This is a genomic window from Streptomyces sp. BE303 (assembly GCF_036290945.1).
Lineage (GTDB): Bacteria > Actinomycetota > Actinomycetes > Streptomycetales > Streptomycetaceae > Kitasatospora.
The window spans coordinates 25,598-47,835 of record NZ_JAQYWZ010000920.1; the positions used below are offsets into that span (position 1 = coordinate 25,598).

Below are 22,238 nucleotides of genomic sequence, written 5' to 3' on the forward strand. Positions count from 1 at the left end.
GGTGAACCGGTGCGGTCGGGCTCACCGCAGGTCCTTCTCGAACGGCAGCGGGCCGATGGTCAGCGGGTCGGCCCCGACGTCGAACTGCGGGGTGTAGCCGGTGGCCAGGTACAGCTCCTTGGCCTCCGGCTGGAGCGGCCCGGTGGTGAGGAAGATCCGGCTGTAGCCGACCGCCGCGGCGGCCCGCTCCAGCTCGACCAGGACCCGGCGGGCCAGGCCCCGGCGGCGGTGCGCCGAGTGCGTCCACATCCGCTTCACCTCGGCGGTCCGCTCGTCGTACCGCTTGTACGCGCCGCCCGCCACCGGCTCGCCGTCCTCCAGGAGGATCAGCAGCACGCCGTCCGGCTCGGTCCAGCTGTCGGCCGGGTAGCGGGTCATCTCGCTGTGCGCGGACGGTCCGTACCGGCGGACGTACTCCTCGGTGAGTTCGCGCAGCAGCGGCTCGACGAGCGGGTCGTCGATGGTGACCCGGCGGACCTCGACGTCGAGGCCGGTGCCGGGGCCGGCGCCGCTCACGCCTGCACCGCGATCAGCTGCTGCCGGTCCCGCTCGTCCCGCTCGGCCCTGGCCGCCTTCTCGGCGTCCCGCTTGGCGACCTCCTCGCGGACGATCGGGATCACGTGCCGGCCGAAGTCGATGGTGTCGCCGATCAGGTCGTAGCCGCGCGCCGAGAGGATGTCCACGCCGAGGTCGTAGTAGTCGAGCAGCGCCTGGGCGACCGTCTCCGGGGTGCCGACCAGCGCGTTGGAGTTGCCGGCCCCGCCGGTGGCGGCGGCGGTCGGGGTCCACAGCGCCCGGTCGTACCGCTCACCGGCCTCGGCGATCTCCAGCAGTCGCCGGGAGCCGGTGTTCTCGGGGGCGGTGCCCTGCGGCTGCCCGCGGCGGACCAGCTCGCCGCCCTCCCGGCGGGCCTTGATCGCGTCGACCGTCCGGTGCGCCTTCTCCCAGGCCAGTTCCTCGGTCGGCGCGATGATCGGCCGGAACGCCACCTGGATCCGCGGCACGTCGCTCCGCCCGGCGGCCCGCGCCGCCTCCTTCACGCGCTCGATCTGCTCGGCGGTCCGGGCCAGCGGCTCGCCCCAGAGGCAGAAGATGTCCGCCTCGGCGCCGCCGGCCGCGTAGGCCGCCTCCGAGGAGCCGCCGAAGGAGACGCCCGGGCGCGGCTGCTGCACCGGGAAGACGTCGGAGACGAAGTCGTTGAACCGGTAGTACTCGCCCTCGTGGTCGAAGGGCTCCCGGCTGGTCCACGCCTTCTTGACGATGCCGATGTACTCCCGGGTGCGGGCGTACCGCTCGTCCTTGGTGAGGAAGTCGCCCTCGCGCTGCTGCTCGTGGTCGTTGCCGCCGGTGATGAAGTGGACGGTGAGCCGGCCGTCGCTGATCCGGTCGAGGGTGGCGAAGGTCTTGGCGGCGAAGGTCGGGTAGGACACGTTCGGCCGGTGGGCGAGCAGGATCTGCAGCTTGTCGAGGCGCGAGGCGAGGAAGGCCGCGGCGGGTGCCGGGTCGGGGGCACCGGCGCCGTAGGCGAAGAGCACACGGTCCCAGCCGTGGTCCTCGTGGGCGCGGGCCAGCCGCAGGGTGTAGTCGCGGTCGAAGGCGGCCGTGGTGCGGGCGGTGGTCTCCGAACCGTCGCCGGTGGCGGCTATGCCGAGGAATTCGACGGGCATGGTGGTGGAACCTTTCGGGTCGTGCGCGGTCCGGTGGGCTGCGGGTGGGCAGGCCGGAGAGGGCCCTGGCGGGGCCGGGCCGTGGTGCTGGACGGGCGCGTACGGGGTGGTGGCGGTGCGGTGGCCGGGTGGGCGGGTCCCCGGTGAACGGGTCGCGGGTGAGCGGGACCGCCCGGGTGTGCGGGGTGGCGTGCATGACCGGTCGGCCGGGGCGGGAGGGGAGACTGCCGGAGCGCAGAGCTGGGGAGGAGAGGGGCGGCGGCAGCGTGCGCCAAACGAACCGTCAGGTGACGACGGCTCTCCCGGCCCGCGACGGGGCACCGAGGGAAGGTCCTCCGCAGGAGGACGGGGCCGGCTGGACGGCCCGCTGCCGGGTCAGCCGCGACACGCCGCGGACCACACTCGACCGAAGTCGATGTGGTCGCGGGTGACCAGGGGCTGCTCGGCGTACATGGACCCAAGTTGAGCAGTGAACCATGCATGGCGTCAACCACCCTCCATTACCGCTCTGTTGCGATCTCCTGTCGCCCCGCGACGCGGCCCGGGGCCCCGGCGCACCACCCTTGACAGCCGCCGATCGCTCATGCGTACGATCACGGAGGAGTGCAGTGCAGGGCCGGCCGTGTTGAGGGACGCGGGCCGGCCGCAACGGCCGTACGTGACCACGCCGTGCCCCCCGCCTGCCCGCATCTCCGCCCTCCCGCCTGGAGCCTCCGCATGGCCACCCCGCAGGACGTCCTCCCCGCTCCCGCCCTCACCGCCACCACCGCCGCACCACCACCGGCCGCCGCCACCGACGCCACGGCGGCCGACGCCCGGATCGTCGCCCGCCGCCGGACCGGCCAGTGGGTCTCCGCCGCCGTCGCCCTGCTGGTCTTCGCGATGGTCGTCAACTCCCTGGTCCGCAACCAGGCGTTCCAGTGGGACGTGGTGGCCGACTGGTTCACCGCCACCTCGGTCCTGAACGGCCTCACCCTGACCCTCTGGCTGACCGCCGTCACCCTCGCCCTCGGCTTCGTGCTCGGCACCGTCCTCGCCACCATGCGGCTCTCCACCAACCCGGTGCTGCGCACGCTCAGCTGGGTCTACATCTGGATCTTCCGCTCCACTCCGGCGCTGGTGCAGCTGCTGCTCTTCTTCAACATCGGCGCGCTCTACCCGACCCTGGGCATCGGCATCCCGTTCGGCCCGGAGTTCCTCACCGTCAAGACCGTCAACCTCTTCGGCCCCACCCTGACGGCCGTCGTGGGCCTGACCCTGCTGGAGGCCGCGTACGCCGCCGAGGTGGTGCGCGGCGGGATCCTCTCCGTCGACCGCGGCCAGCTGGAGGCCGCCTCGGCCCTCGGGATCGGCCGGCTGCGGGTGCTGCGGCGGATCATCGTCCCGCAGGCGATGCGCTCCATCGTGCCCACCGCCGGGAACATGCTGATCAGCGCGCTCAAGGGCACCAGCATCATCAGCGTGCTGGCCGTCTCCGACCTGCTCTACTCGGTCCAGCTGGTCTACCTGCAGTCCTACCAGGTCATCCCGATGCTGATGGTCGCCACCATCTGGTACATCGTGATCACCACCGTCCTCTCCGTCGGCCAGTACTACGTCGAACGGCACTACGCGAAGGGCGCCACCCGGGAGGGCCTGCCGCCCACTCCGCTGCAGAAGGCCCGGACCGCGTACCGGCGACTGCGCGCCGCGGCGGACGCCGACACCGGCGGCGGCGGCGACACCGGCACCGACGACACCGCCCCGGGCACCGGCCCGGACTCCGACACCGGCACCGGCCCGGGCTCCGGTCACGCCTCCGCGAAGGGGGCGGCCCGATGACCGCCGAGAGCACCCTGGTCGTCGTCGGCGCCGGCCCGCGCGGCACCGGACTCCTGGAGCGGATCGCCGCCAACGCCGCCGAGCTGCTGCCCGCCGACCGCCCGCTGCACATCCACCTGGTCGACCCGTACCCGCCCGGCGCCGGCCGGATCTGGCGCCACGAGCAGTCCCCCCTGCTCCGGATGAACTCGATGGCCGAGGACGTCACGATGTTCACCGACGAACGCTCCACCATCGACGGACCGGTCCGCCCCGGCCCCTCCCTCGCCGAATGGGCCTCCCACATCGAGGAGTTCGAGCCCTACCGGGAACTGACCGACCCGACCGTGCTGGCCGAGCTGCGCACCCTGGCGCCCACCGACTTCCCCACCCGGCGGGCCCAGAGCGCCTACCTGGACTGGGTGTTCCGCCGCGCCGTCGCCGACCTGCCGCCGCACGTCACCGTCACCGTCCACCGGGACACCGCGCACCGCATCGAAGGGCCGGTCGACGGCCCGCAGCTCGTCCACCTCACCGACCGGGTCCTCACCGCCGACCACGTCGTCCTCACCCTCGGCCACCTCGACTCCGCCCCGGACCCCCGGTACTCCGCCGACGCCGAGTTCGCCGCCCGGCACGGCCGCTACCACCTGCCGCCCGCCTTCTCCGCCGACGCCGACCTCGACGGCATCGCCCCCGGCGAGCACACCGTGCTGCGCGGCTTCGGGCTCGCCTTCGTCGACCTGGTCTCGCTGCTCACCGAGGGCCGCGGCGGACGCTTCGACCGGACCGACGACGGCCTGGTCTACCGCCCCTCCGGCCGGGAGCCGGTGATCCACGTCGGCTCGCGACGCGGCGTGCCCTACCACTCCAAGACCGACTACCGGCTCCAGGGCCCGCGCGCGCCGCTCCCCCGCTACTTCGACGCGACCGCCGTCGACGCCCTGCTCGACCGGCCCGGACCGATCGAACTACGGCGCCAGGTCTGGCCGTTGATGGCCAAGGACATCGGCTTCGGCCACTACCACGAGCTGTTCCACGCCCACCCGGAACGCACCGCACTGCCCTGGGCGGACTTCCTCGCCGGCTACGACGCCCACGACTGGTACTCCCCCGAACTGAGCGCCCTGGTCGAACGCGCCGTCCCCGACCCGGCCGACCGGCTCGACCTCGAACGCCTCGACTTCCCCCTCGCCGGCCTCGAACTCGGCAGCGACGAAGAACTCCAGGCCCACCTGCGCCGCTACATCACCGAGGACGTCGACCGCCGCGCCGACCCCGCGTACAGCGCCGACCTCGGCGCCTTCCTCGCCCTGCTCTCGCTCTTCGGCCAGCTGCCCCGGGTACTCGCCTCCGGCCGGCTCACCGCCCGCTCGGTCGCCGAGGACGTCGACGAGTGGTTCTTCGGCTACTTCAGCTACCTCGCCTCCGGGCCGCCCGGCTTCCGGCTGCGCCAGCTGCTCGCGCTCTCCGAGGCCGGCGTGGTCCGCTTCCTCGGCGCGGGCGTCAGGGTCGAACGGGACGAGGCCGGTGGCACCTGGCGGGCCTCCGGCGCCACCGTGCCCGGCCACACCGTCACCGCCACCGCGCTCGTCGAGGCGTACCTGCCCAAGCACGCCCTGACCCGCACCCGCGACCCCCTGCTGCGCGACCTGCACCGCACCGGGCGCATCGTCGAGGAGGTCGTCACCGACGAGGAGTACACCCACCGCTCCGGACTGCTCACCATCCGGCCGGGTGACAGCCGCGTCCTCGACCCGGCCCTCGACGACGGACCGCACCCGCGCCGCACCGCCCTCGGCCCGCACACCAGCCTCCGGGCCGCCGCCGCCTTCGCCCGCCCGCGCACCGACTCGCCCGGCTTCCGCCAGAACGACGCCGCCGCACGGGCCCTGCTCTGCACGCTGGCCCGGACCGGCTCGGCCGTCGCGGTCTGAGCGCCCCGGTGGGAAGGGGGGCGGACCCCGGTCCCGCCCCCTCCCCACCGGGCTCCGCGCGCCGGCCCACGCGCGCACGCCGGCGGGCCGCCCGCGACGCGTCCCACCTGCGGCCTTCTTCCTCCGACCGCCCGGCGCGCCCTACCATGACGGCCGTCGCGCCGGCCCCCGTCACCCGAACGGATGGAAGGATGGGCTCAGGCCCCCGCGAAGGAGCTGCGGGCCGAACGATCCGAGGAGCGCAGTCATGGCCAAGCAGGCCCCGCAGAGCGATCCGGCGCAAGACGCCCCCCGGGTGTCGGCGCCCCAGCACGCCGCGGCCGGGCTGCCCGCCGTCGGCCACAGCCTGCGGATGGCCGCCGAGCAGATGGGCGCCCGCCGCACCCTCTCCACCCTGCTCAAGGTCAACCAGCCCGACGGCTTCGACTGCCCCGGCTGCGCCTGGCCCGAACCGGGCAAGACGCACACCGCCGAGTTCTGCGAGAACGGCGCCAAGGCCGTCGCCGAGGAGGCCACCGAACGCCGGATCCGCGCCGAGTTCTTCGCCGCCCACCCGGTCGCCGAACTGGCCGGGCGCTCCGGCTACTGGCTCGGCCAGCAGGGCCGCCTCACCGGTCCGATGCTGCTCGACGAGGGCGCCACCCACTACACCCCGGTCTCCTGGGACGACGCCTTCGCGCTGATCGCCGAGGAGCTCCGCGCCCTGGACACCCCGGACGGCGCCGCGTTCTACACCTCGGGCCGGACCAGCAACGAGGCCGCGTTCGCCTACCAGCTCCTCGCCCGCCGGCTCGGCACCAACAACCTGCCGGACTGCTCCAACATGTGCCACGAGTCCTCCGGCTCGGCGCTCACCGAGACGCTCGGCGTCGGCAAGGGCAGCGTCAGCCTCCAGGACCTCTACCAGGCCGACCTGATCATCGTGGCCGGCCAGAACCCCGGCACCAACCACCCCCGGATGCTCTCCGCCCTGGAGCGGGCCAAGCGCGCCGGCGCGGCGATCGTCAGCGTCAACCCGCTGCCGGAGGCCGGCCTGGAGCGGTTCAAGAACCCGCAGCAGGCGCGCGGCCTGGTCGGCCACGGCACCAAGCTCACCGACCTCTTCCTGCAGATCCGGCTCGGCGGCGACCTCGCCCTGTTCCGGGCGCTCAACCAGCTGATCCTCGACGCGGACGGCGTCGACCGGGCGTTCGTCGACGAGCACTGCCACGGCTTCGACGAGTTCGCCGCCGAGGCCCGCCGGACCACCCGCGAGGAGGTGCTGGCCGCCACCGGCCTGCCCTGGGCGCAGATCGAGGAGCTCGGCCGGCTGGTCCTCGCCTCGAAGAAGGTCATCGTCTGCTGGGCGATGGGCCTCACCCAGCACAAGCACTCCGTGCCGACCATCCGCGAGGTGGTCAACTTCCTGCTGCTGCGCGGCAACGTCGGCCGCCCCGGCGCCGGCGTCTGCCCGGTGCGCGGCCACAGCAACGTCCAGGGCGACCGGACGATGGGCATCTTCGAACGCCCCTCGACGGCCTTCCTGGACGCCCTCGGCAAGGAGTTCGGCTTCGAGCCGCCGCGCGAGCACGGCCTCGACGCGGTCGACACCATCCGGGCGATGCGCGACGGCAAGGTCGGGGTGTTCTTCGCGATGGGCGGCAACTTCGTCGCCGCCACCCCGGACACCGACGTCACCGAGGCGGCGATGCGCCGCTGCCGGCTGACCGTGCACGTCTCCACCAAGCTCAACCGCTCGCACGTGGTCACCGGCGCCCGCGCCCTGATCCTGCCCACCCTCGGCCGCACCGACCGGGACGTCACCGCGCGCGGCGCCCAGTTCGTCAGCGTCGAGGACTCGATGGGCCAGGTGCACTCCTCGCGCGGCGGCCTGCGCCCGCCGGCGCCCGGGCTGCTCTCCGAGGTGGCGATCGTCTGCCGGCTGGCCCGCGCGGTGCTCGGCCCCCGGGACACCGTGCCGTGGGAGGACTTCGCCGCCGACTACGACACCGTGCGGGACCGGATCGCCCGGGTGGTCCCGGGGTTCGAGGACTACAACGACCGGGTCCGCCGCCCCGGCGGCTTCACCCTGCCGCACGGCCCTCGCGACTCCCGGACCTTCCCGACGGCGACCGGGAAGGCCAACTTCACGGTCAACCCGCTCACCGCCCCGGAGGTCCCGCCGGGCCGCCTGCTGCTGCAGACGATCCGCTCGCACGACCAGTACAACACCACCGTCTACGGCCTCGACGACCGCTACCGGGGCATCCGCGGCGGGCGCCGGGTCGTCCTGGTCAACCCCGAGGACGCCGCCGGGTTCGGCCTCGCCGACGGCGCGTACGTCGACCTGGTCAGCGAGTGGAAGGACGGCGTCGAACGCCGCGCCCCGCACTTCCGCGTGGTCCACTACCCCGTCGCCCGCGGGGGCGCCGCCGCGTACTACCCGGAGACCAACGTCCTGGTCCCGCTCGACTCGACGGCCGACATCAGCAACACGCCCACCTCCAAGGCCGTCGTGATCCGCTTCGAACCCGACTCCGGCGCGGAGGTCTGACCACCGCGCACCTCCCGCGGTGCACGGCGGAGAGGCAGCAGGGTGCCCCGCCGGATCCCGGCGGGGCACCGTGCTGTTCGGGGTGTCGTCAGTTCTGGCCGGGCGGCAGGGTGCCGGTCGCCGTGCCGGTCGCCCTACCGGAGGCCGAGGCGGTGCCGGTCGCGGTGGCCGAGCCGGACGCGGCCGGGGTGCCGGTGGGCGTGCCCGTCGGCGTGCTGCTCGGCGGGTCGGTCGGCGTCCCCGTGGGAGTGCCCGTCGGCGTACCGGTCGGCGTCCCCGTGGGCGTGCCCGTGGGAGTGCCCGTCGGCGTCCCCGTGGGGGTGCCGGTCGGCGTGCCGGTCGGCGTGCCGGTGGGCGTCCCGGTCGGGGTGCCGGTGGGAGTCCCCGTCGGCGTCCCCGTGACCGGGTCGGTCGGGGTTCCCGTCGGAGTGCCGGTCGGCGTGCCGGTGCCGTCCGGGGCAGGCGTGCCGGGAGCCGGCGTGCCCGGGGCCGGAGCGGTGCCGGGCACCGGGGCGTCGGTCGGCGCTCCCGGCACCGGAGCGACGGGCACCTGGTTGAGCGGGCTCGGCGCGATCGCGGTGACGGAGTCCCAGCCGGCCGGCAGGTCCGGCACCTTCCAGGCGCCGCCGGCCTCGTCGGCCGCGCCGTCCGGGTCGGGACGGACGGCGCCGAGGATCGGGTTGCCCCCGATCGGCGCCACCTTGACGACCGAACCCGGCCGGGGCGCGTGGACGACCAGGCCGCCGCCGATGTACATCCCGACGTGGGTGGCGCCCGCGAAGTAGATGATCAGGTCGCCGGCGCGCAGCTGGTTGAGCGGGACGTGCTGGAGCCGGGCCCACTGCTCCTGGCTGGTGCGCGGGATCGGCTTGCCGGCGTGCAGCCAGGCCTGCGAGGTGAGGCCGGAGCAGTCGAAGACGTCCGGTCCGGCGCCGCCCCAGACGTACGGCTTGCCCAGCTGGGCGAGCGCGTAGGCGACGGCGCCCCGGCCGGCCTGCGAGGGGGTGCGCTCGCCCTGGCCGAGCACGCCGGAGGCGAGGAAGGCGATCTGGGCCTCGTCGGCCTTGGCCTTCTCCAGCTTCTCCAGGTCGGCCCGCTGGGCGCCGGTGAGCGAGGCGACCAGCTGCTCGACGGAGGCGAGGTCGGCGGCCATCTTGGCCTTCGCCGTGTCCTGCTGGGTGACCAGGGTCTGCGAGTTCGCCAGCGCCTCCTCGTTCTGCTTCTGCAGTCCGGTGAGCGCGTCGCGGTCGACGGTCAGCTTGTTGAGGAACTCGGACTGGGAGCGGCTGGCCGCGGTCAGCAGCTCGGCGATGGTGACGGCCTCGTACGGGTCCTTGGAGAGCAGCAGCTCGGCGTAGGCGGAGACGGCGCCGTTGCGGTACTGGGCGGCGGCGAGCTGGGCGGCGACGTCGGTGCCGGCGTCGACCTGCTTCTGCTGGCGCTCCAGCTTGCCCTTGAGCTCGGTGAGCGCGGCCTGCTGTTCGGCGACCTTGGCCACCGAGGCGTTGTACTGCTCGGTGGCGGCCTCGGCGCCCTGGTAGAGCGCGTGCAGCTGGTCGAGGAGCGGGCCCAGGGTGGCCCTCGCCTCGGCGAGCGGGTCGGCGCCGGGGTCGGCCCCCGGGACGGTCGGGCCGGTGGTGCCGGGAACCGGCGGCGCGGGGTCGGCGTAGGCCGGTCCGGCCAGCGGCAGGGCGAGCGCGGCGGCCGCGAGGACGGCTCCGCAGCGCAGTGCGGCCCGCACCCAGGGTCGTGTGCCGGTCGACGGGCGTGTGCCTGTCCGCTCCGTGTGCTGCCCAGCCCCGCCCATGGGTCTCGCCCTCCCCGCCCACCTGCCCGTACTCCGGGGTCCCCGGATCCCCGCTGATCCTGCCATGTGTTACTCGCGGGAAACAGACCGCACCCGTACGGCTCGGTGAATTCTACGAGCAGGCTGTGAGACAGCTCTCAACAAAACGGGTGAAGTGGGCGTTTCTCCGCGAATGTCCAGCTCAGGGCAGCGACCGACACGCCCCGGCAAGGCTGCGGCAACCCCTCCGACACCATCGGAACCATGCGTCCGACGCCAGTTCACCTTCCGTTCATCAAGCGTCCCTAGCGTCGCGCACGACACCAACGTCAGTGCGACAACTACGACGATTGTTTGGGTATGGAACACATCTCGTTCCTGGTGGCCGTTGTGATCATCACGGCGCTCGCCTTCGATTTCACCAACGGGTTCCACGACACCGCCAATGCGATGGCCACCTCCATCGCGACGGGAGCCCTTCGGCCCAAGGTCGCGGTCACCATCGCGGCCGTCCTCAACTTCGCGGGTGCGTTCCTCTCCGTGAAGGTCGCCACCACCATCTCGGGCGGCATCGTCAACGAGAAGGCCGGCATCCATCCGGAGATCATCTTCGCCGCCCTGGTCGGTGCCATCCTCTGGAACCTGCTGACGTGGCTGCGCGGCCTCCCGTCGAGCTCGTCGCACGCCCTCTACGGCGGCCTGATCGGCGCCACCGTCGTCGGCGTCGGTGTCAACGGCGTCAACTTCGACACCGTCGTGTCCAAGATCCTCATCCCCGCCGTCGCCTCCCCGCTGGTCGCCGGCCTGGCCTCCTGGGGCGCCACCAAGCTGGCGTTCGCGATCACCCGCAAGAGCAACGGCGGGACGGTCAACAAGGGCTTCAAGACCGGCCAGATCTTCTCCTCCTCGCTGATCTCGCTGGCGCACGGCACCAACGACGCCCAGAAGACGATGGGCATCATCACCCTGACCCTGGTCTCGGTCGGCGCCCTGCCGAAGGGCGCGCTGCCCCCCACCTGGGTCATCATCTCGGCCGGTGCGGCCATCGCGATCGGCACGTACATGGGCGGCTGGCGGATCATCCGCTCGATGGGCAAGGGCCTGGCGGACATCACCCCGCCGCAGGGCTTCGCCTCCGAGTCGGCCGCCGCGACCGTCATCCTCACCTCGTCGCACATGGGCTTCGGCCTCTCCACCACCCAGGTCTGCTCCGGCGGCATCATGGGCGCCGGTCTGGGCGGGCCGAAGGGCCAGCTGCGCTGGAGCCTGGTCCGCCGCATGGTCTACACCTGGGGCCTGACCCTGCCCGCCGCCGCCACGGTGGCCGGCCTCGCGGCCTTCCTCGCCGAGCAGGGCACCTGGGGCGTCGTCCTGGTCGGCGCCGTGCTGGTCGCCGGCTCGGGCGCGATGTGGATCGTCTCCCGCCGCCAGCCGGTCGGCGCGGACAACGTCAACGAGGTCCACGACGTCACCCCGGTCGAGGTGGACCCGGCCACCGCGCCCCCCACCCCGACCCCCGCCTCGACCACGGTCGCGGCCTGACCGCCGCAGGCTGAGGAGCACAGCACCATGCACATCAAGTGGAACGCCCTGGCCCAGACCGCCGGCTTCAGCTTCGGCATCACGGTCGCCGTGGTCACCGTCTTCGCGCTCGGCATCCTGGCGCTGTCGCGTCACGAGGCCGCGCTCACCGCGCGCCGCGAGGCGGCCGGCCCGGGCACCTCGGTGTCCGGCAGCCGGCTGGCCCTGGCCGGCGCGTACGCCTGCTTCGCCGTCTGCGGCGCGGCCGTCCTCTACGGGCTGACGCTGATCGCCGGCCGGTAGCCGCCACGCCCACGGGCGCCGAGTACCCCCGACACCGGCACCGGCACACGGGCACGCACGCACACGGCGGGAGGGCCGGGAGTGGATCACCACTCCCGGCCCTCCCGCCTTTCCCCGCCCCCGGTGACCGCTCCCGGTGACCGGACCCGCGGGCTCGACCCCGGAGCCGCCCCGGCCGGAGCGACCGGAGCGGCCCACGCGGGTCCGCACTCACTCCCGGCCGGTCCGCAGCACGGTCTCGCGGATGAACAGCACCGTGACGAAGGCCAGCAGCGCGAACGGCGCCGCCACCAGGAAGACCACGCCCACACCGTGCCCGAAGGCGTCGGTCACCAGCGGGACGAGCGGGGCGGGCAGCTTGTGCAGGTCCGGAATGCCGCCGCCGAGCGCACCGCCGCCCGCCGGGACGTGCGCGGCGGCCAGGTTCTCCGTCAGGTAGTGGCCGACCCGGTTGTTCATCAGCGCGCCGAGTGCGGAGACGCCCATCGCGCCGCCCATGGTGCGGAAGAAGGTGACCACCGAGCTGGCCGCGCCGAGCTCGCTGCGCGGCACGGTGTTCTGCACCGCGAGGACGAGGTTCTGCATGGTGAGCCCGAGGCCGATCCCGGTGATCGCCATGTAGAGGGAGAGCAGGCCGTAGTCGGTGTCGGCCCGGGCGGTGCCGAGCAGGCCGAAGCCGACGGCCAGCAGCAGGGTGCCGGCGACCAGGTAGGCCTTCCACTTGCCGTACTTGGTGATGAGCTTGCCCGCGACGGTGGAGGAGACGGCCAGGCCGAGGATCATCGGCAGGGTCATCAGCCCGGCGATGGTCGGGGACTTCTCCCGGGCCAGCTGGAAGTACTGGCTGAGGAAGGTCGTCGCGCCGTACATCCCGATGCCGACCAGGATGCTGGCCAGCGCGGACAGGACGACGGTCCGGTACCGGAACAGGCTCGGCGGGATGATCGGCTCGGCGGCCCGGCGCTCGACCACGACGGCGAGCGCGCCCAGCAGCAGTCCGCCACCGACCATGACCACGGTCTGCCACGACAGCCAGGCGTAGTTCTTGCCGGCCAGCGTGATCCAGATCATCAGCAGGCTGACGGCGGCGGTGATGACCAGCGCGCCGAGGTAGTCGATCTTCACCTTGCGCCTGACCACCGGCAGCTTGAGAGTGCGCTGCAGCACCAGGATCGCGGCCAGCGCGAACGGGATGCCGACGTAGAAGCACCAGCGCCAGCCCAGCCAGGAGGTGTCGACGATGATGCCGCCGATCAGCGGGCCGCCGATGGTGGCCAGCGCGAAGACGGCGCCGAAGTAGCCGCTGTACCGGCCGCGCTCGCGCGGCGGGACCATCGCCGCCAGGCAGATCTGGGCCAGCGCCGTGACGCCGCCGGCGCCGATGCCCTGGAGGGCGCGGCAGGCGATCAGCTGACCGGTGTTCTGGGAGAACCCGGCCAGTGCGGAGGAGGCGATGTAGATCACCAGGGCGATCTGCAGCAGCAGCTTCTTGCTGGCGAGGTCGGACAGCTTGCCCCAGATCGGGGTGGACGCGGTGAGGGTGAGCAGGGTCGCGGTGATCACCCAGGTGTAGGCGGACTGACCGCCGTGCAGGTCGGTCAGGATCCGCGGCAGGGCGTTGGAGACGACGGTCGACGAGAGCACGGCCACGAAGAGACCGAGCAGCAGGCCGGAGAGCGCCTCCATCACCTGCCGGTGCGTCATCGGTTGGTCGGTGGTGGCGGCGACTCCGGTCGAGGCGGGGGCGGTGACGGTCATCGAGGTCCTTAAATTCGTTGCCTGACACAACCATAAGGGGGTTGGTTGACTTGGGCAACATTTGTCAAGGGCAAGTAAAGCCCGGGCCGACCACTCGGCCCGGGCCTCGATCCCGGTGACGCCTCCTCGCGGCGCCTCCCCGCTACGCCTCCTCGCCGCGCCCGCCCGCCACGCCCGACGGGACGGCCGACGCCACGCCCGACGGGGCGAGCGACGGGACGGCCGCCTCGCCGACCACGTCGTTGAAGCGGTGCAGCAACTCGGCGAACCGGGCCACCTCCTCCGACGACCAGCCGGCCATCAGCTCCCTGACCCGCCCCATCCGGGCGTCCCGGGCTTCCAGATACCGCCGCCGGCCGTCCTCGGTGAGCGAGACCAGCGCCGAGCGGCGGTCCAGCGGGTCCGCCACCCTGGCGACCAGACCCAGCTCCTCCAGGGCGCGGATCTGCCGGCTGACCGTGGCCTTGCCCACGGCGAAGTGCACGCCGACGTCCGTCACCCGCACCCGGCCGGCCTGTTCGATGTAGCCGAGCATGCTGTACGCCATGCCCTCCAGCTGCGGATGGACCCGCCGGGAGAGCTCCGCCACCCGCGCCCGGCCCCGCCGGAAGAGCACCCCGACCTCGCGCTCCACCGCCAGCAGTGGTTCCTCGTCCTCGTTCGCCGCAGTCACCGCGCCAGTATCGCGCAGCACGAGAACGCCGGACCCGGCGCGGGAGAAACGTCAACGAAACTAGTTCATGCTATTAAGTATCCGGTTTCCCCCGATACGCAAGGAGATGTCGATGACCGCCCCAGGGCAGGGACCAGGGCAGGCCACGGCACCGGAGCAGGCATCACCGCCGGCACCGGGGCAGGGCTTCGCCGCCGAACTGAAGGGCGCGGTCACCCCGCGTGCGGCACTGCTGGTGATCGCCGTGCTCCTCCTCCAGCTCGGCTTCATCACGTCGTACGTCGGGGCGCTCCACCACCCGACCCCGCACGAGCTGTCGATCGCGGTGGTGGCCCCGCCGCAGGTGGCCCCCCAGCTGGTGGAAGGACTGGAGTCCGTCCCCGACGAGGCCGTGAAGGCCGTCACGGCGCCGGACGCGGCCACCGCCACCGAGCAGCTCAAGGACCAGAAGATCTACGCCGCGCTGGTGGTGAACCCGGCCTCCACCGAGGACGTGCTGCTGGTCGCCAACGCACGCGGGCCGTCCGCGGCCCGGGCCGCCGAGAGCATCGTCACCGGCCTGGAGAAGTCCCAGGGCCGGACGGTCAAGGTCGAGGACGTCGTCCCGCTGGCCAAGGGGGACGCCAACGGCCTCTCCTCCTTCTACCTGGTGATCGGCTGGTGCGTCGGCGGCTACCTGGTCGCCTCGATCCTCGGCGTCAGCGCCGGGGCGAAGCCCGCCAACGCCAACCGGGCGGTGATCCGGCTCGGCACCCTGGCCCTGTACTCGGTCGCGGCGGGCATCGGCGGTGCGATCATCGTCCAGTCGGTGCTGGACGCGCTTCCGGGCTCGTTCTGGGGCCTGTCGGCGGTCGGCGCGCTGGTGGTCTTCTCGGTCGGCGCGGTCACCATGGCGCTCCAGTGCCTGTTCGACATCATCGGCATCGGGATCGCGGTCCTGCTCTTCGTGGTGCTCGGCAACCCGAGCGCCGGCGGGGTCTTCCCCCCGCCGATGATGCCGACGTTCTGGCGGGCGATCGGCGCCTGGTTCCCGAACGGCGCCGGGACGGACGCGGCCCGCTCGATCGCCTACTTCGGCGGCTCCGGCCTCGCCGTACCGCTGGTGGTCCTGCTGGTGTGGGCGGCGGTCGGCGTCGCCGTCACCTTCGCCGCCGTACTCCGCCGGCCGGGGCACCTCACCCGCACGCTGACCACGGGCTGACGCGGTCGGCGACCGGCGCCGGTCACCGGGCGGCGCCGGTCGCCGGGCGGCCTCAGTCCTCCGGCCGCCCGGGGTCGGCGATCACCGACCGGACCACGCCGACCGCGGCCCCCAGCAGGGGGCCGCGGCGGCCCAGCCGGGAGACCGTCAGCCGCTCGTCCGTCCAGGGGCGGACGGTCACCCGGGCGGCCAGCTCGGCCCTCATCGCCGGCACCAGCCAGGGCGCCAGCTGCGCGTAGCCGCCGCCCAGCACCACCTCCGCCGGGTCGAGCAGGTTGACCGCACCCGCCGAGGCGATGCCCAGCGCGGCGCCCGCCCCGGCCAGCGCCGCCACCACCTCCTCGTCCCCCGCGGCGGCGCGCTCGGCGAGCAGCGCCACCCAGTCGCCGCGGATCCCCTCCAGACCGGCCTGGCGCATCACCGCCGCCTCCCCCGCGTACTGCTCCAGGCAGCCGGTCGCCCCGCAGGCGCAGCGCGGCCCGTCCGGGTGGACGGGGACGTGGCCCAGCTCGCCCGCGTAGCCGCGCACCCCGCGCAGCAGCCGGCCGCCGACCACGATCGCCGAGCCGACACCGGCCTCGGCCGAGACGTGCAGGAAGTGTTCCGGCCCGCCGCCCAGCCAGAGTTCGGCGAGCCCGCCGAGGTTGGCCTCGTTGTCGGCCAGGATCGGCAGCTCGGCCAGTTCGTCGGCATTGGCGGCGCGCAGTGCGAGCCGCAGCTCGGCGGTGACCGGGACGTCCCGCCAGCCGAGGTTGGCGGCCCGCTGGAGCATCGCCCCGTCGCCGCCGACCAGTCCGGGCACGGCCAGGGTCAGCCCGGCCGGGCGCAGTCCGGCGTCGGCGGCGGCGCGGCGGAGCAGCTCGGCCAGGTCGGCCATGACGGCGGCGGGATGCCGGCCCCGGTTGCGGATCTCCTGCCGTCGCCAGGCCCGGACCTCGCCGCGCAGGTCGACCACGCAGGCGCCCAGGTGCTCCACGCCGATCTCGGCGCCGAGGCCCCCGGGGCCGTCCGGGTGGAGGCCGAGCGCCGTGCCGGGTCGGCCGACCTTGCCGCTGGGGGCCGACGGGCCCTCCTCGACCACCAGGCCGGCCGCGATCAGCTCCTCGGCGAGCGAGGAGACGGCCGCCCTGGTCAGCCCGGTGTCGGCGGCGACCTCGGCCCGGGAGCGCGGGGCGCGCGCGATGACCCCGAGCACCAGCGCCAGGTTGGCCCGGCGCATGCCCTGCTGGCTGGCGGGCCCTGACCGGAGACCGTCCGTCTCGCGCATCGCCATCACCCCGATCGGCTTCCGCAGACTCGTTTGCAGCGTAGCCCGGTTTCGCCGACCGCTCCCGGCCGGTCGGGGGCCGGTCGGGGGCCGGTCGGGGGCCGGTCGACGGGCCGGCCGGAGGAGCGCGGGCCGGACGCGGGGGCCTGCCGTCAGGGTTGCTCCACCCGGGTGGAGGCGGGCTCGGCGAGCCGGAACACCCACCGCTGCATGGCCCAGAACCGGAAGAGCATCGCCACGAAGGTGCCCAGGACCATCCCGCTGAGGAAGTCGGCCAGTTCCTGGGCGAAGGGGCTGACCCAGGGCTCCCGCAGGTTCAGCATGTACCGCGAGACGATCAGCGGGACGTCGTTGACGGCGATCGCCGCCACGCTGACCAGGAAGTAGAGCAGTGCCTCGCGCTGCCGGCCGTTCGCCCGGAAGGCCCACCGGCGGTTGAACACGTAGGAGACGACGGTGGCCACCACGGTCGCCACAGTGAGGGCCACCACCGGCTTGTGCGCCAGCAGGGTGAGCCGCAGCGAGTAGTTGATCACCACGGTCAGGGCGAAGCACCCGCTGCCGACCAGCAGGAACTTCACCAGCCTCCGGTGCCGGAGCAGGACCGGGCGCAGCCCGGCCGGCACCCGGGCCAGGACGCGCTGCGTGGGGGACGCCATCTCCGCAGTCTGGCACGGGGCCCGCCGCCGTTCCCGCCGGAACCCGTCCGCCGTCCGGGCACGCCGGTGGCCCGGCGGAGGAGTACTCCGCCGGGCCTGTCCCGGGGCCGTTCGGGCCCTGCCCGGGGCCGTCGGCGCCCCGCCGGTGGCCGCCCGGCGCCGCCTCAGGCGGCCGCGACCAGCACCTCGGCCGGTTCCAGGGCCAGCCTCAGCACCTCCCGGACGTCCGAGACCGGGTGGACGGTGAGCCGCTCCAGCACCTCGGCCGGGACGTCGTCCAGGTCGGCCTCGTTCCGCCGGGGGATGATCACCGTGGTGACGCCGGCCCGGTCGGCGGCGAGCAGCTTCTGCTTCACCCCGCCGATCGGCAGCACCCGCCCGGTCAGCGACACCTCACCGGTCATCGCCACGTCGGTGCGCACCTTGCGGCCGGAGAGCAGCGAGGCCAGCGCCGTGGTCATGGTGATGCCGGCACTCGGACCGTCCTTGGGCACGGCCCCGGCCGGGACGTGCAGGTGCACGCCGCGGTCGCGCAGCGAGGTGACCGGCAGCTCCAGTTCGGCTCCGCGCGAGCGCAGGTAGGAGAGCGCGATGTGGGCGGACTCCTTCATGACGTCGCCCAGCTGGCCGGTCAGGGTCAGCCCGGTGCCGCCGGTCTCGGCGTCCGCGAGCGAGGCCTCGATGTAGAGGACGTCGCCGCCGGCGCCGGTGACCGCCAGGCCGGTCGCCACCCCGGGGACGGCGGTGCGCCGCTCGGCCGGCTCCTGGGCGGCCTCCGGGACGTGGTGCGGGCGGCCGATCAGGGCGCGCAGGTCGTCGGCGCCGATCCTGACGGGCAGCTCGCGCTCGCCCAGCTCGCTCTGTGCGGCGATCTTGCGCAGCACCCGGGCGATCGAGCGTTCGAGGGTCCGGACGCCGGCCTCGCGGGTGTACTCGCCGGCCAGCCGGCGCAGTGCGGTCTCGTCGACGGTGACCTCCTCGTCCCGGAGGCCGGCCCGCTCCAGCTGACGCGGGAGCAGGTGGTCACGGGCGATGACGACCTTCTCGTCCTCGGTGTAGCCGTCGAGCCGGACGAGTTCCATCCGGTCGAGCAGCGGCTCGGGGATGGCCTCCAGCACGTTGGCGGTGGCGAGGAAGACGACGTCGGAGAGGTCCAGCTCGACCTCCAGGTAGTGGTCCCGGAAGGTGTGGTTCTGGGCCGGGTCGAGCACCTCCAGCAGGGCGGCGGCCGGGTCGCCCCGGTAGTCGGAGCCGACCTTGTCGATCTCGTCGAGCAGGACGACCGGGTTCATCGAGCCGGCCTCCTTGATGGCGCGGACCAGCCGCCCGGGCAGCGCGCCGACGTAGGTGCGCCGGTGGCCGCGGATCTCCGCCTCGTCCCGGATGCCGCCGAGCGAGACCCGCACGAAGCTGCGGCCCATCGCCCGGGCCACCGACTCGCCGAGCGAGGTCTTGCCGACGCCGGGCGGGCCGACCAGCGCGAGCACCGCCCCGCCGGCCCGTCGCCCTCCGCCCTTCCGGGGCAGCGCGCCGTCCCGCCGCTCCTTGCCGTCGCTGCCGGCACCGGCACCGACGTCGGCACCGACCGGCCCGAGCCCCTGCTCGGCCCGGCGCTTGCGGACCGCGAGGTACTCGACGATGCGGTCCTTCACGTCGGCCAGGCCGGCGTGGTCGGCGTCCAGCACCGCGCGGGCGCCGACGATGTCGTAGGCGTCCTCGGTCCGCTCGTTCCAGGGCAGCTCCAGGACGGTGTCCAGCCAGGTGCGGATCCAGGAGCCCTCCGGCGACTGGTCGCTCGCCCGCTCCAGCTTGTCGACCTCCTTGAGCGCGGCCTCGCGCACCTTCTCCGGGAGGCCCGCGGCCTCGACCCGGGCGCGGTAGTCGTCCTCCTCGTCGGCCGGGTCACCGTTCAGCTCCGCCAGCTCCTTGCGGACGGCCTCCAGCTGGCGGCGGAGCAGGAACTCCTTCTGCTGCTTGGCCACGCCCTCCTCGACGTCCTTGCGGATGGTGTCGTTGACCTCCTCCTCGGCGAGGTGGTCGCGGAGCAGGCCGAGCGCGTACTCCAGTCGGGCGACCTGGTCGGCCTCCAGCAGCACCTTGAGCTTCTGCTCGGCGGTGACGAAGGGCGCGTAGCCGATGTTGTCGGCGAGCTCGCCGACGTCCTCGATGGCGGCGACCCGGTCGACGATCTGCCAGGCGCCGCGCTTGCGCAGCCACTGGGTGGAGAGGTTCTTGTAGTCCCTGACCAGCTCGGCGGCCCGCCCGGCCACGGGGGTGCCGGCCGAGGACTCGCGGAACGGCGTGGTCTCGACCCAGAGCGCGGCGCCGGGCCCGGTGGTGCCGACGCCGATCCGCACCCGCCGCACCGCGCGGACCAGCGCGGCCGGGTCGCCGTCCGCCAGCCGGCCGACCTGCTCGACGGTGGCGAGGGTGCCGGCGGCCGCGTACGAGCCGTCCACCCTCGGGACGAGTAGGACCTGGGGCTTGCCCGTCCCGGCCGCGGCGCGGGCGGCCTCGACGGCGGCGCGGACCTCGGTGTCCTTCAGGTCCAGCGGGACGACCATGCCCGGGAGCACGACCTCGTCGTCGAGCGGCAGCACGGGCAGGGTGAGCGGTGTGGACGTCGATGCCATGATCTCTCCCCAGTCAGCGAACTTGAGTCGACCTGACTAAGGATCTGCGGGCGCCGGATGTTCCCCGCCAGTTGTTCGCCGTGAGCGAACGCGGAGTCGGCGCAGGGAGCGCGCGCGGGGGCTGTCAAAAAGACGCGTCCCGGGGTGGCCGCGGCGGCGTCCGGGCGCCGTCGGCCGGGGGCGCCGGCCCGAAGGACGGCCGGAAGGACGGAGACGGACGGAGACGGACGGCCGCGGGCTGCCCCCGGAGGAGCTCGATCGGAAAGCGGCACCGGAACGACACCGGAGCGGCACCGGAGCCACACCACCGGAAGGCGACCGCCGCCGCCGAAGCCGCCGGGCGACGGCCGGCCGGGCACCTACAGCCGGTCCAGCACCGCGGTCCGGCCGCGCGCGGCCACCGGCGCCGGCACCCCGGCGGCCGGCGCGACCGCCCGGCCGCGCCCCGGCCCGTGGCCGTCCCAGCGGCGCAGCCAGCGCCAGAGCGCCACCCCGGCCAGCAGCGCCACCGGGTGCCCGACGCCGGTGACCAGGTCGCGGTCGGTCGCGATCTGCTCGGCGATCAGCGCGCCGGCCAGACCCAGGCCGAACACCCGGCCGGGCAGGGGGAGCAGCCCGGCCAGTGCGCCGAGGCTGGCCAGCACGCCGTAGCTGACCCCGATGTCCAGGTGGTCGAGCGCCGCGGTCTCCAGTCGCCCGGTCTCCACCGCGGCGATCACCACGGCCTGGGAGAGCAGGGTGGCCGTGACGTGCCCGGCCGCGAAGACCACCGCGGCGCGGACCGCCCCGACCCGGCGTTCCAGTGGCGCGACGGTCAGGGCGAAGGCCCACAGGTAGGGCATCCAGACCGTGCCGGCCACCCAGAAGCCACTGAGCAGGAGCGCGCGCAGCGGATGGTGCAACAGGTTGTGCCCGTCCGAGCTGGACGCCTCCTGGAGGCGGGCCACCAGTTCCGGATCGGCGAGCATCGCGAACGTGGTGGTGGTGGCGACCACGGCGAGGTAGCCGAGCGCGAAGGGGTTGCGCCGGGGGGTCGGCACCCGGGCCAGCACCCAGGCGAGCGGGCCGGCCCGCAGCCCGTGGCGGAGCATCCCGTACGGCGGCCCGCCCTGCCCGGCGCCGATCCGTCGCCCCGTCATGCCGCCTCCGCTCAGACGCCGCAGCCACCGGCCCCGCCCGGTGCCCAACGTACCGGCGGGCTCCGGCGATCCCACCTCCACGACTTGTCGTGGCCACGGTACGTCCGGCTCCTGGGAGCCGGCTGGGAAAATGCCGTGAGTATTCCGATACCGGTAGAGACCCGACATTGGTCCAGACCATCCCCCTCCCCGCAGGGGGGCGGCGCCCCTGACCGGCGGGTTGGTGTCAACTCATGTGCATACGTACCGTTACTGAGTGAAAAATCGCCGGGTAAGGTATCGGCCCGTGCCCACTTCCGAGTGGGTCCGGAAACCGGTCCGACAGGCCGGTCCACGGGCCGGAAACGTCCGGTCCGCCTGCCGGGAAGCATCCTCTGTCCGTACGCTGCGGAGTGTGCGGAAGAGAAGGGCGGTCCACACCCGCCCTCCGACGCCGCACGCGCGACGGGACGGCGGACCCGGCACAGTCCACGACGGAACAAGACTACGAGCGGAGCCTCGCCATCCCCACAGGTGGCCGGCCCGCAGCCCTGGGGGCGGTGGCGTGACCGTGACAGAAATTCAGCAGGACCACCAGAACAACGGCGGCACGGTGAGCAGCCAGCGCAGAGTGCTGGTGGTGGAGGACGAGCCCACGATCGCCGAGTCCATCGCGGCCCGGCTGGGCGCGGAGGGCTTCAAGGTCGCCGTGGCCCACGACGGACCCGGCGCCGTCGACGGCTTCCACACCTGGCAGCCCGACCTCGTCGTCCTCGACATCATGCTGCCCGGCTTCGACGGGCTGGAGGTGTGCCGCCGGATCCAGGCCCAGCGCCCGGTCCCGGTCCTGATGCTCACCGCGCGCGACGACGAGACGGACCTGCTGGTCGGCCTCGGCGTCGGTGCCGACGACTACATGACCAAGCCCTTCTCCATGCGCGAACTGGCCGCCCGGGTCAACGTGCTGCTGCGCCGCGTCGAGCGCGCCCAGCAGGCCGCCCGGACGCCCGCACTGGGCTCGCTGCGCTTCGGCGAGCTGGAGATCGACCACGTCCAGCGCCGGGTCCGGCTGGCCGCGGGCGACGTCCACCTGACGCCGACCGAGTTCGACCTGCTCGCCTGCCTGGCCGCACAGCCGCGCGCGGTGCTCACCCGCGAGCAGCTGCTGGCCGAGGTGTGGGACTGGACCGACGCGTCCGGAACCCGGACCGTCGACAGCCACGTCAAGGCGCTCCGCCGCAAGATCGGCGCCAGCTGGATCCGCACCGTCCACGGTGTCGGGTACGCGCTGGAGGCCCCGCTCTCCTAGCGGCGCCTCGGGCGGCGGGCCTCCGGGGGGCCCGTGTCCCGAACCGCCGTGCGCGCCACCCGAGGGATCACAG

General features: G+C 73.8%; 16 protein-coding genes. 7 read left to right on the top strand and 9 right to left on the bottom strand.

Translation table 11 applies throughout. The features are described from left to right. Window positions 1-21 precede the first annotated feature (21 nt). Together PUR56_RS37460 and PUR56_RS37465 are read right to left on the bottom strand one after the other, a co-directional pair. Complete coding sequence (locus PUR56_RS37460) at window positions 22-516, bottom strand: GNAT family N-acetyltransferase (protein WP_329883064.1); 495 nt, start codon at window positions 514-516, stop codon at window positions 22-24. After that, complete coding sequence (locus PUR56_RS37465) at window positions 513-1,667, bottom strand: LLM class flavin-dependent oxidoreductase (protein ID WP_329883065.1); 1,155 nt, start codon at window positions 1,665-1,667, stop codon at window positions 513-515. The genes PUR56_RS37460 and PUR56_RS37465 overlap by 4 nt, the downstream gene beginning before the upstream one ends. 717 nt (window positions 1,668-2,384) lie before the next feature. Between PUR56_RS37465 and PUR56_RS37470 the strand changes: the two genes are divergently transcribed. The 3 genes from PUR56_RS37470 (at window position 2,385) to PUR56_RS37480 (ending at window position 7,937) form a co-directional block, all read left to right on the top strand. Beyond that, entirely contained in the window at window positions 2,385-3,488 is a 1,104-nt protein-coding gene (locus PUR56_RS37470) for an amino acid ABC transporter permease (RefSeq protein ID WP_329952244.1), read from the top strand. Beyond that, the gene (locus tag PUR56_RS37475) at window positions 3,485-5,404 is read left to right on the top strand and encodes an FAD/NAD(P)-binding protein (protein ID WP_329952245.1); all 1,920 of its coding nucleotides are present in this window, start codon (window positions 3,485-3,487) and stop codon (window positions 5,402-5,404) included. Before PUR56_RS37470 ends, PUR56_RS37475 begins: the two co-directional genes overlap by 4 nt. 247 nt (window positions 5,405-5,651) lie before the next feature. Then, on the top strand, window positions 5,652-7,937 hold the full coding sequence (locus PUR56_RS37480) for an FdhF/YdeP family oxidoreductase (protein ID WP_329952246.1): 2,286 nt from the start codon (window positions 5,652-5,654) through the stop codon (window positions 7,935-7,937). 88 nt (window positions 7,938-8,025) lie between these two features. Here PUR56_RS37480 and PUR56_RS37485 read toward each other — a convergent pair whose 3' ends face one another. Continuing rightward, complete coding sequence (locus tag PUR56_RS37485; RefSeq protein WP_329952247.1) at window positions 8,026-9,678, bottom strand: NlpC/P60 family protein; 1,653 nt, start codon at window positions 9,676-9,678, stop codon at window positions 8,026-8,028. A gap of 405 nt (window positions 9,679-10,083) precedes the next feature. Here PUR56_RS37485 and PUR56_RS37490 point away from each other — a divergent pair, with 405 nt between their 5' ends. After that, window positions 10,084-11,265 carry an inorganic phosphate transporter gene (locus PUR56_RS37490; protein WP_329883070.1) on the top strand — a complete coding sequence of 394 codons (1,182 nt, stop codon included), beginning with the start codon at window positions 10,084-10,086 and terminating at the stop codon, window positions 11,263-11,265. 27 nt (window positions 11,266-11,292) lie between these two features. Continuing rightward, window positions 11,293-11,547 (top strand): hypothetical protein, encoded by a 255-nt coding sequence (locus PUR56_RS37495; protein WP_329883071.1) that lies wholly within the window; start codon window positions 11,293-11,295, stop codon window positions 11,545-11,547. 210 nt (window positions 11,548-11,757) lie between these two features. Here PUR56_RS37495 and PUR56_RS37500 read toward each other — a convergent pair whose 3' ends face one another. After that, window positions 11,758-13,305 carry an MDR family MFS transporter gene (locus tag PUR56_RS37500; RefSeq protein WP_329952248.1) on the bottom strand — a complete coding sequence of 516 codons (1,548 nt, stop codon included), beginning with the start codon at window positions 13,303-13,305 and terminating at the stop codon, window positions 11,758-11,760. A 142-nt stretch (window positions 13,306-13,447) separates the two neighbouring features. After that, entirely contained in the window at window positions 13,448-13,978 is a 531-nt protein-coding gene (locus tag PUR56_RS37505; RefSeq protein WP_329952249.1) for a MarR family winged helix-turn-helix transcriptional regulator, read from the bottom strand. Between the two features lie 112 nt (window positions 13,979-14,090). Here PUR56_RS37505 and PUR56_RS37510 point away from each other — a divergent pair, with 112 nt between their 5' ends. Further along, the gene (locus PUR56_RS37510; RefSeq protein ID WP_329883074.1) at window positions 14,091-15,179 is read left to right on the top strand and encodes an ABC transporter permease; all 1,089 of its coding nucleotides are present in this window, start codon (window positions 14,091-14,093) and stop codon (window positions 15,177-15,179) included. A 52-nt stretch (window positions 15,180-15,231) separates the two neighbouring features. Here PUR56_RS37510 and PUR56_RS37515 read toward each other — a convergent pair whose 3' ends face one another. The 4 genes from PUR56_RS37515 to PUR56_RS37530 form a co-directional block, all read right to left on the bottom strand. Continuing rightward, complete coding sequence (locus tag PUR56_RS37515; RefSeq protein WP_329883075.1) at window positions 15,232-16,446, bottom strand: ROK family transcriptional regulator; 1,215 nt, start codon at window positions 16,444-16,446, stop codon at window positions 15,232-15,234. A gap of 152 nt (window positions 16,447-16,598) precedes the next feature. Then, window positions 16,599-17,105 carry a GtrA family protein gene (locus tag PUR56_RS37520; protein WP_329883076.1) on the bottom strand — a complete coding sequence of 169 codons (507 nt, stop codon included), beginning with the start codon at window positions 17,103-17,105 and terminating at the stop codon, window positions 16,599-16,601. Window positions 17,106-17,269: 164 nt separating this feature from the next. Beyond that, window positions 17,270-19,738, bottom strand: coding sequence for an endopeptidase La (gene lon / locus PUR56_RS37525; protein WP_329952250.1), 2,469 nt, complete (start codon window positions 19,736-19,738; stop codon window positions 17,270-17,272). Window positions 19,739-20,097: 359 nt separating this feature from the next. After that, window positions 20,098-20,877, bottom strand: a complete 780-nt coding sequence (locus PUR56_RS37530; protein WP_329952251.1) for a rhomboid-like protein — start codon at window positions 20,875-20,877, stop codon at window positions 20,098-20,100. A 550-nt stretch (window positions 20,878-21,427) separates the two neighbouring features. Here PUR56_RS37530 and PUR56_RS37535 point away from each other — a divergent pair. Beyond that, window positions 21,428-22,165, top strand: a complete 738-nt coding sequence (locus PUR56_RS37535) for a response regulator transcription factor (RefSeq protein WP_329883079.1) — start codon at window positions 21,428-21,430, stop codon at window positions 22,163-22,165. Window positions 22,166-22,238: the final 73 nt, after the last annotated feature.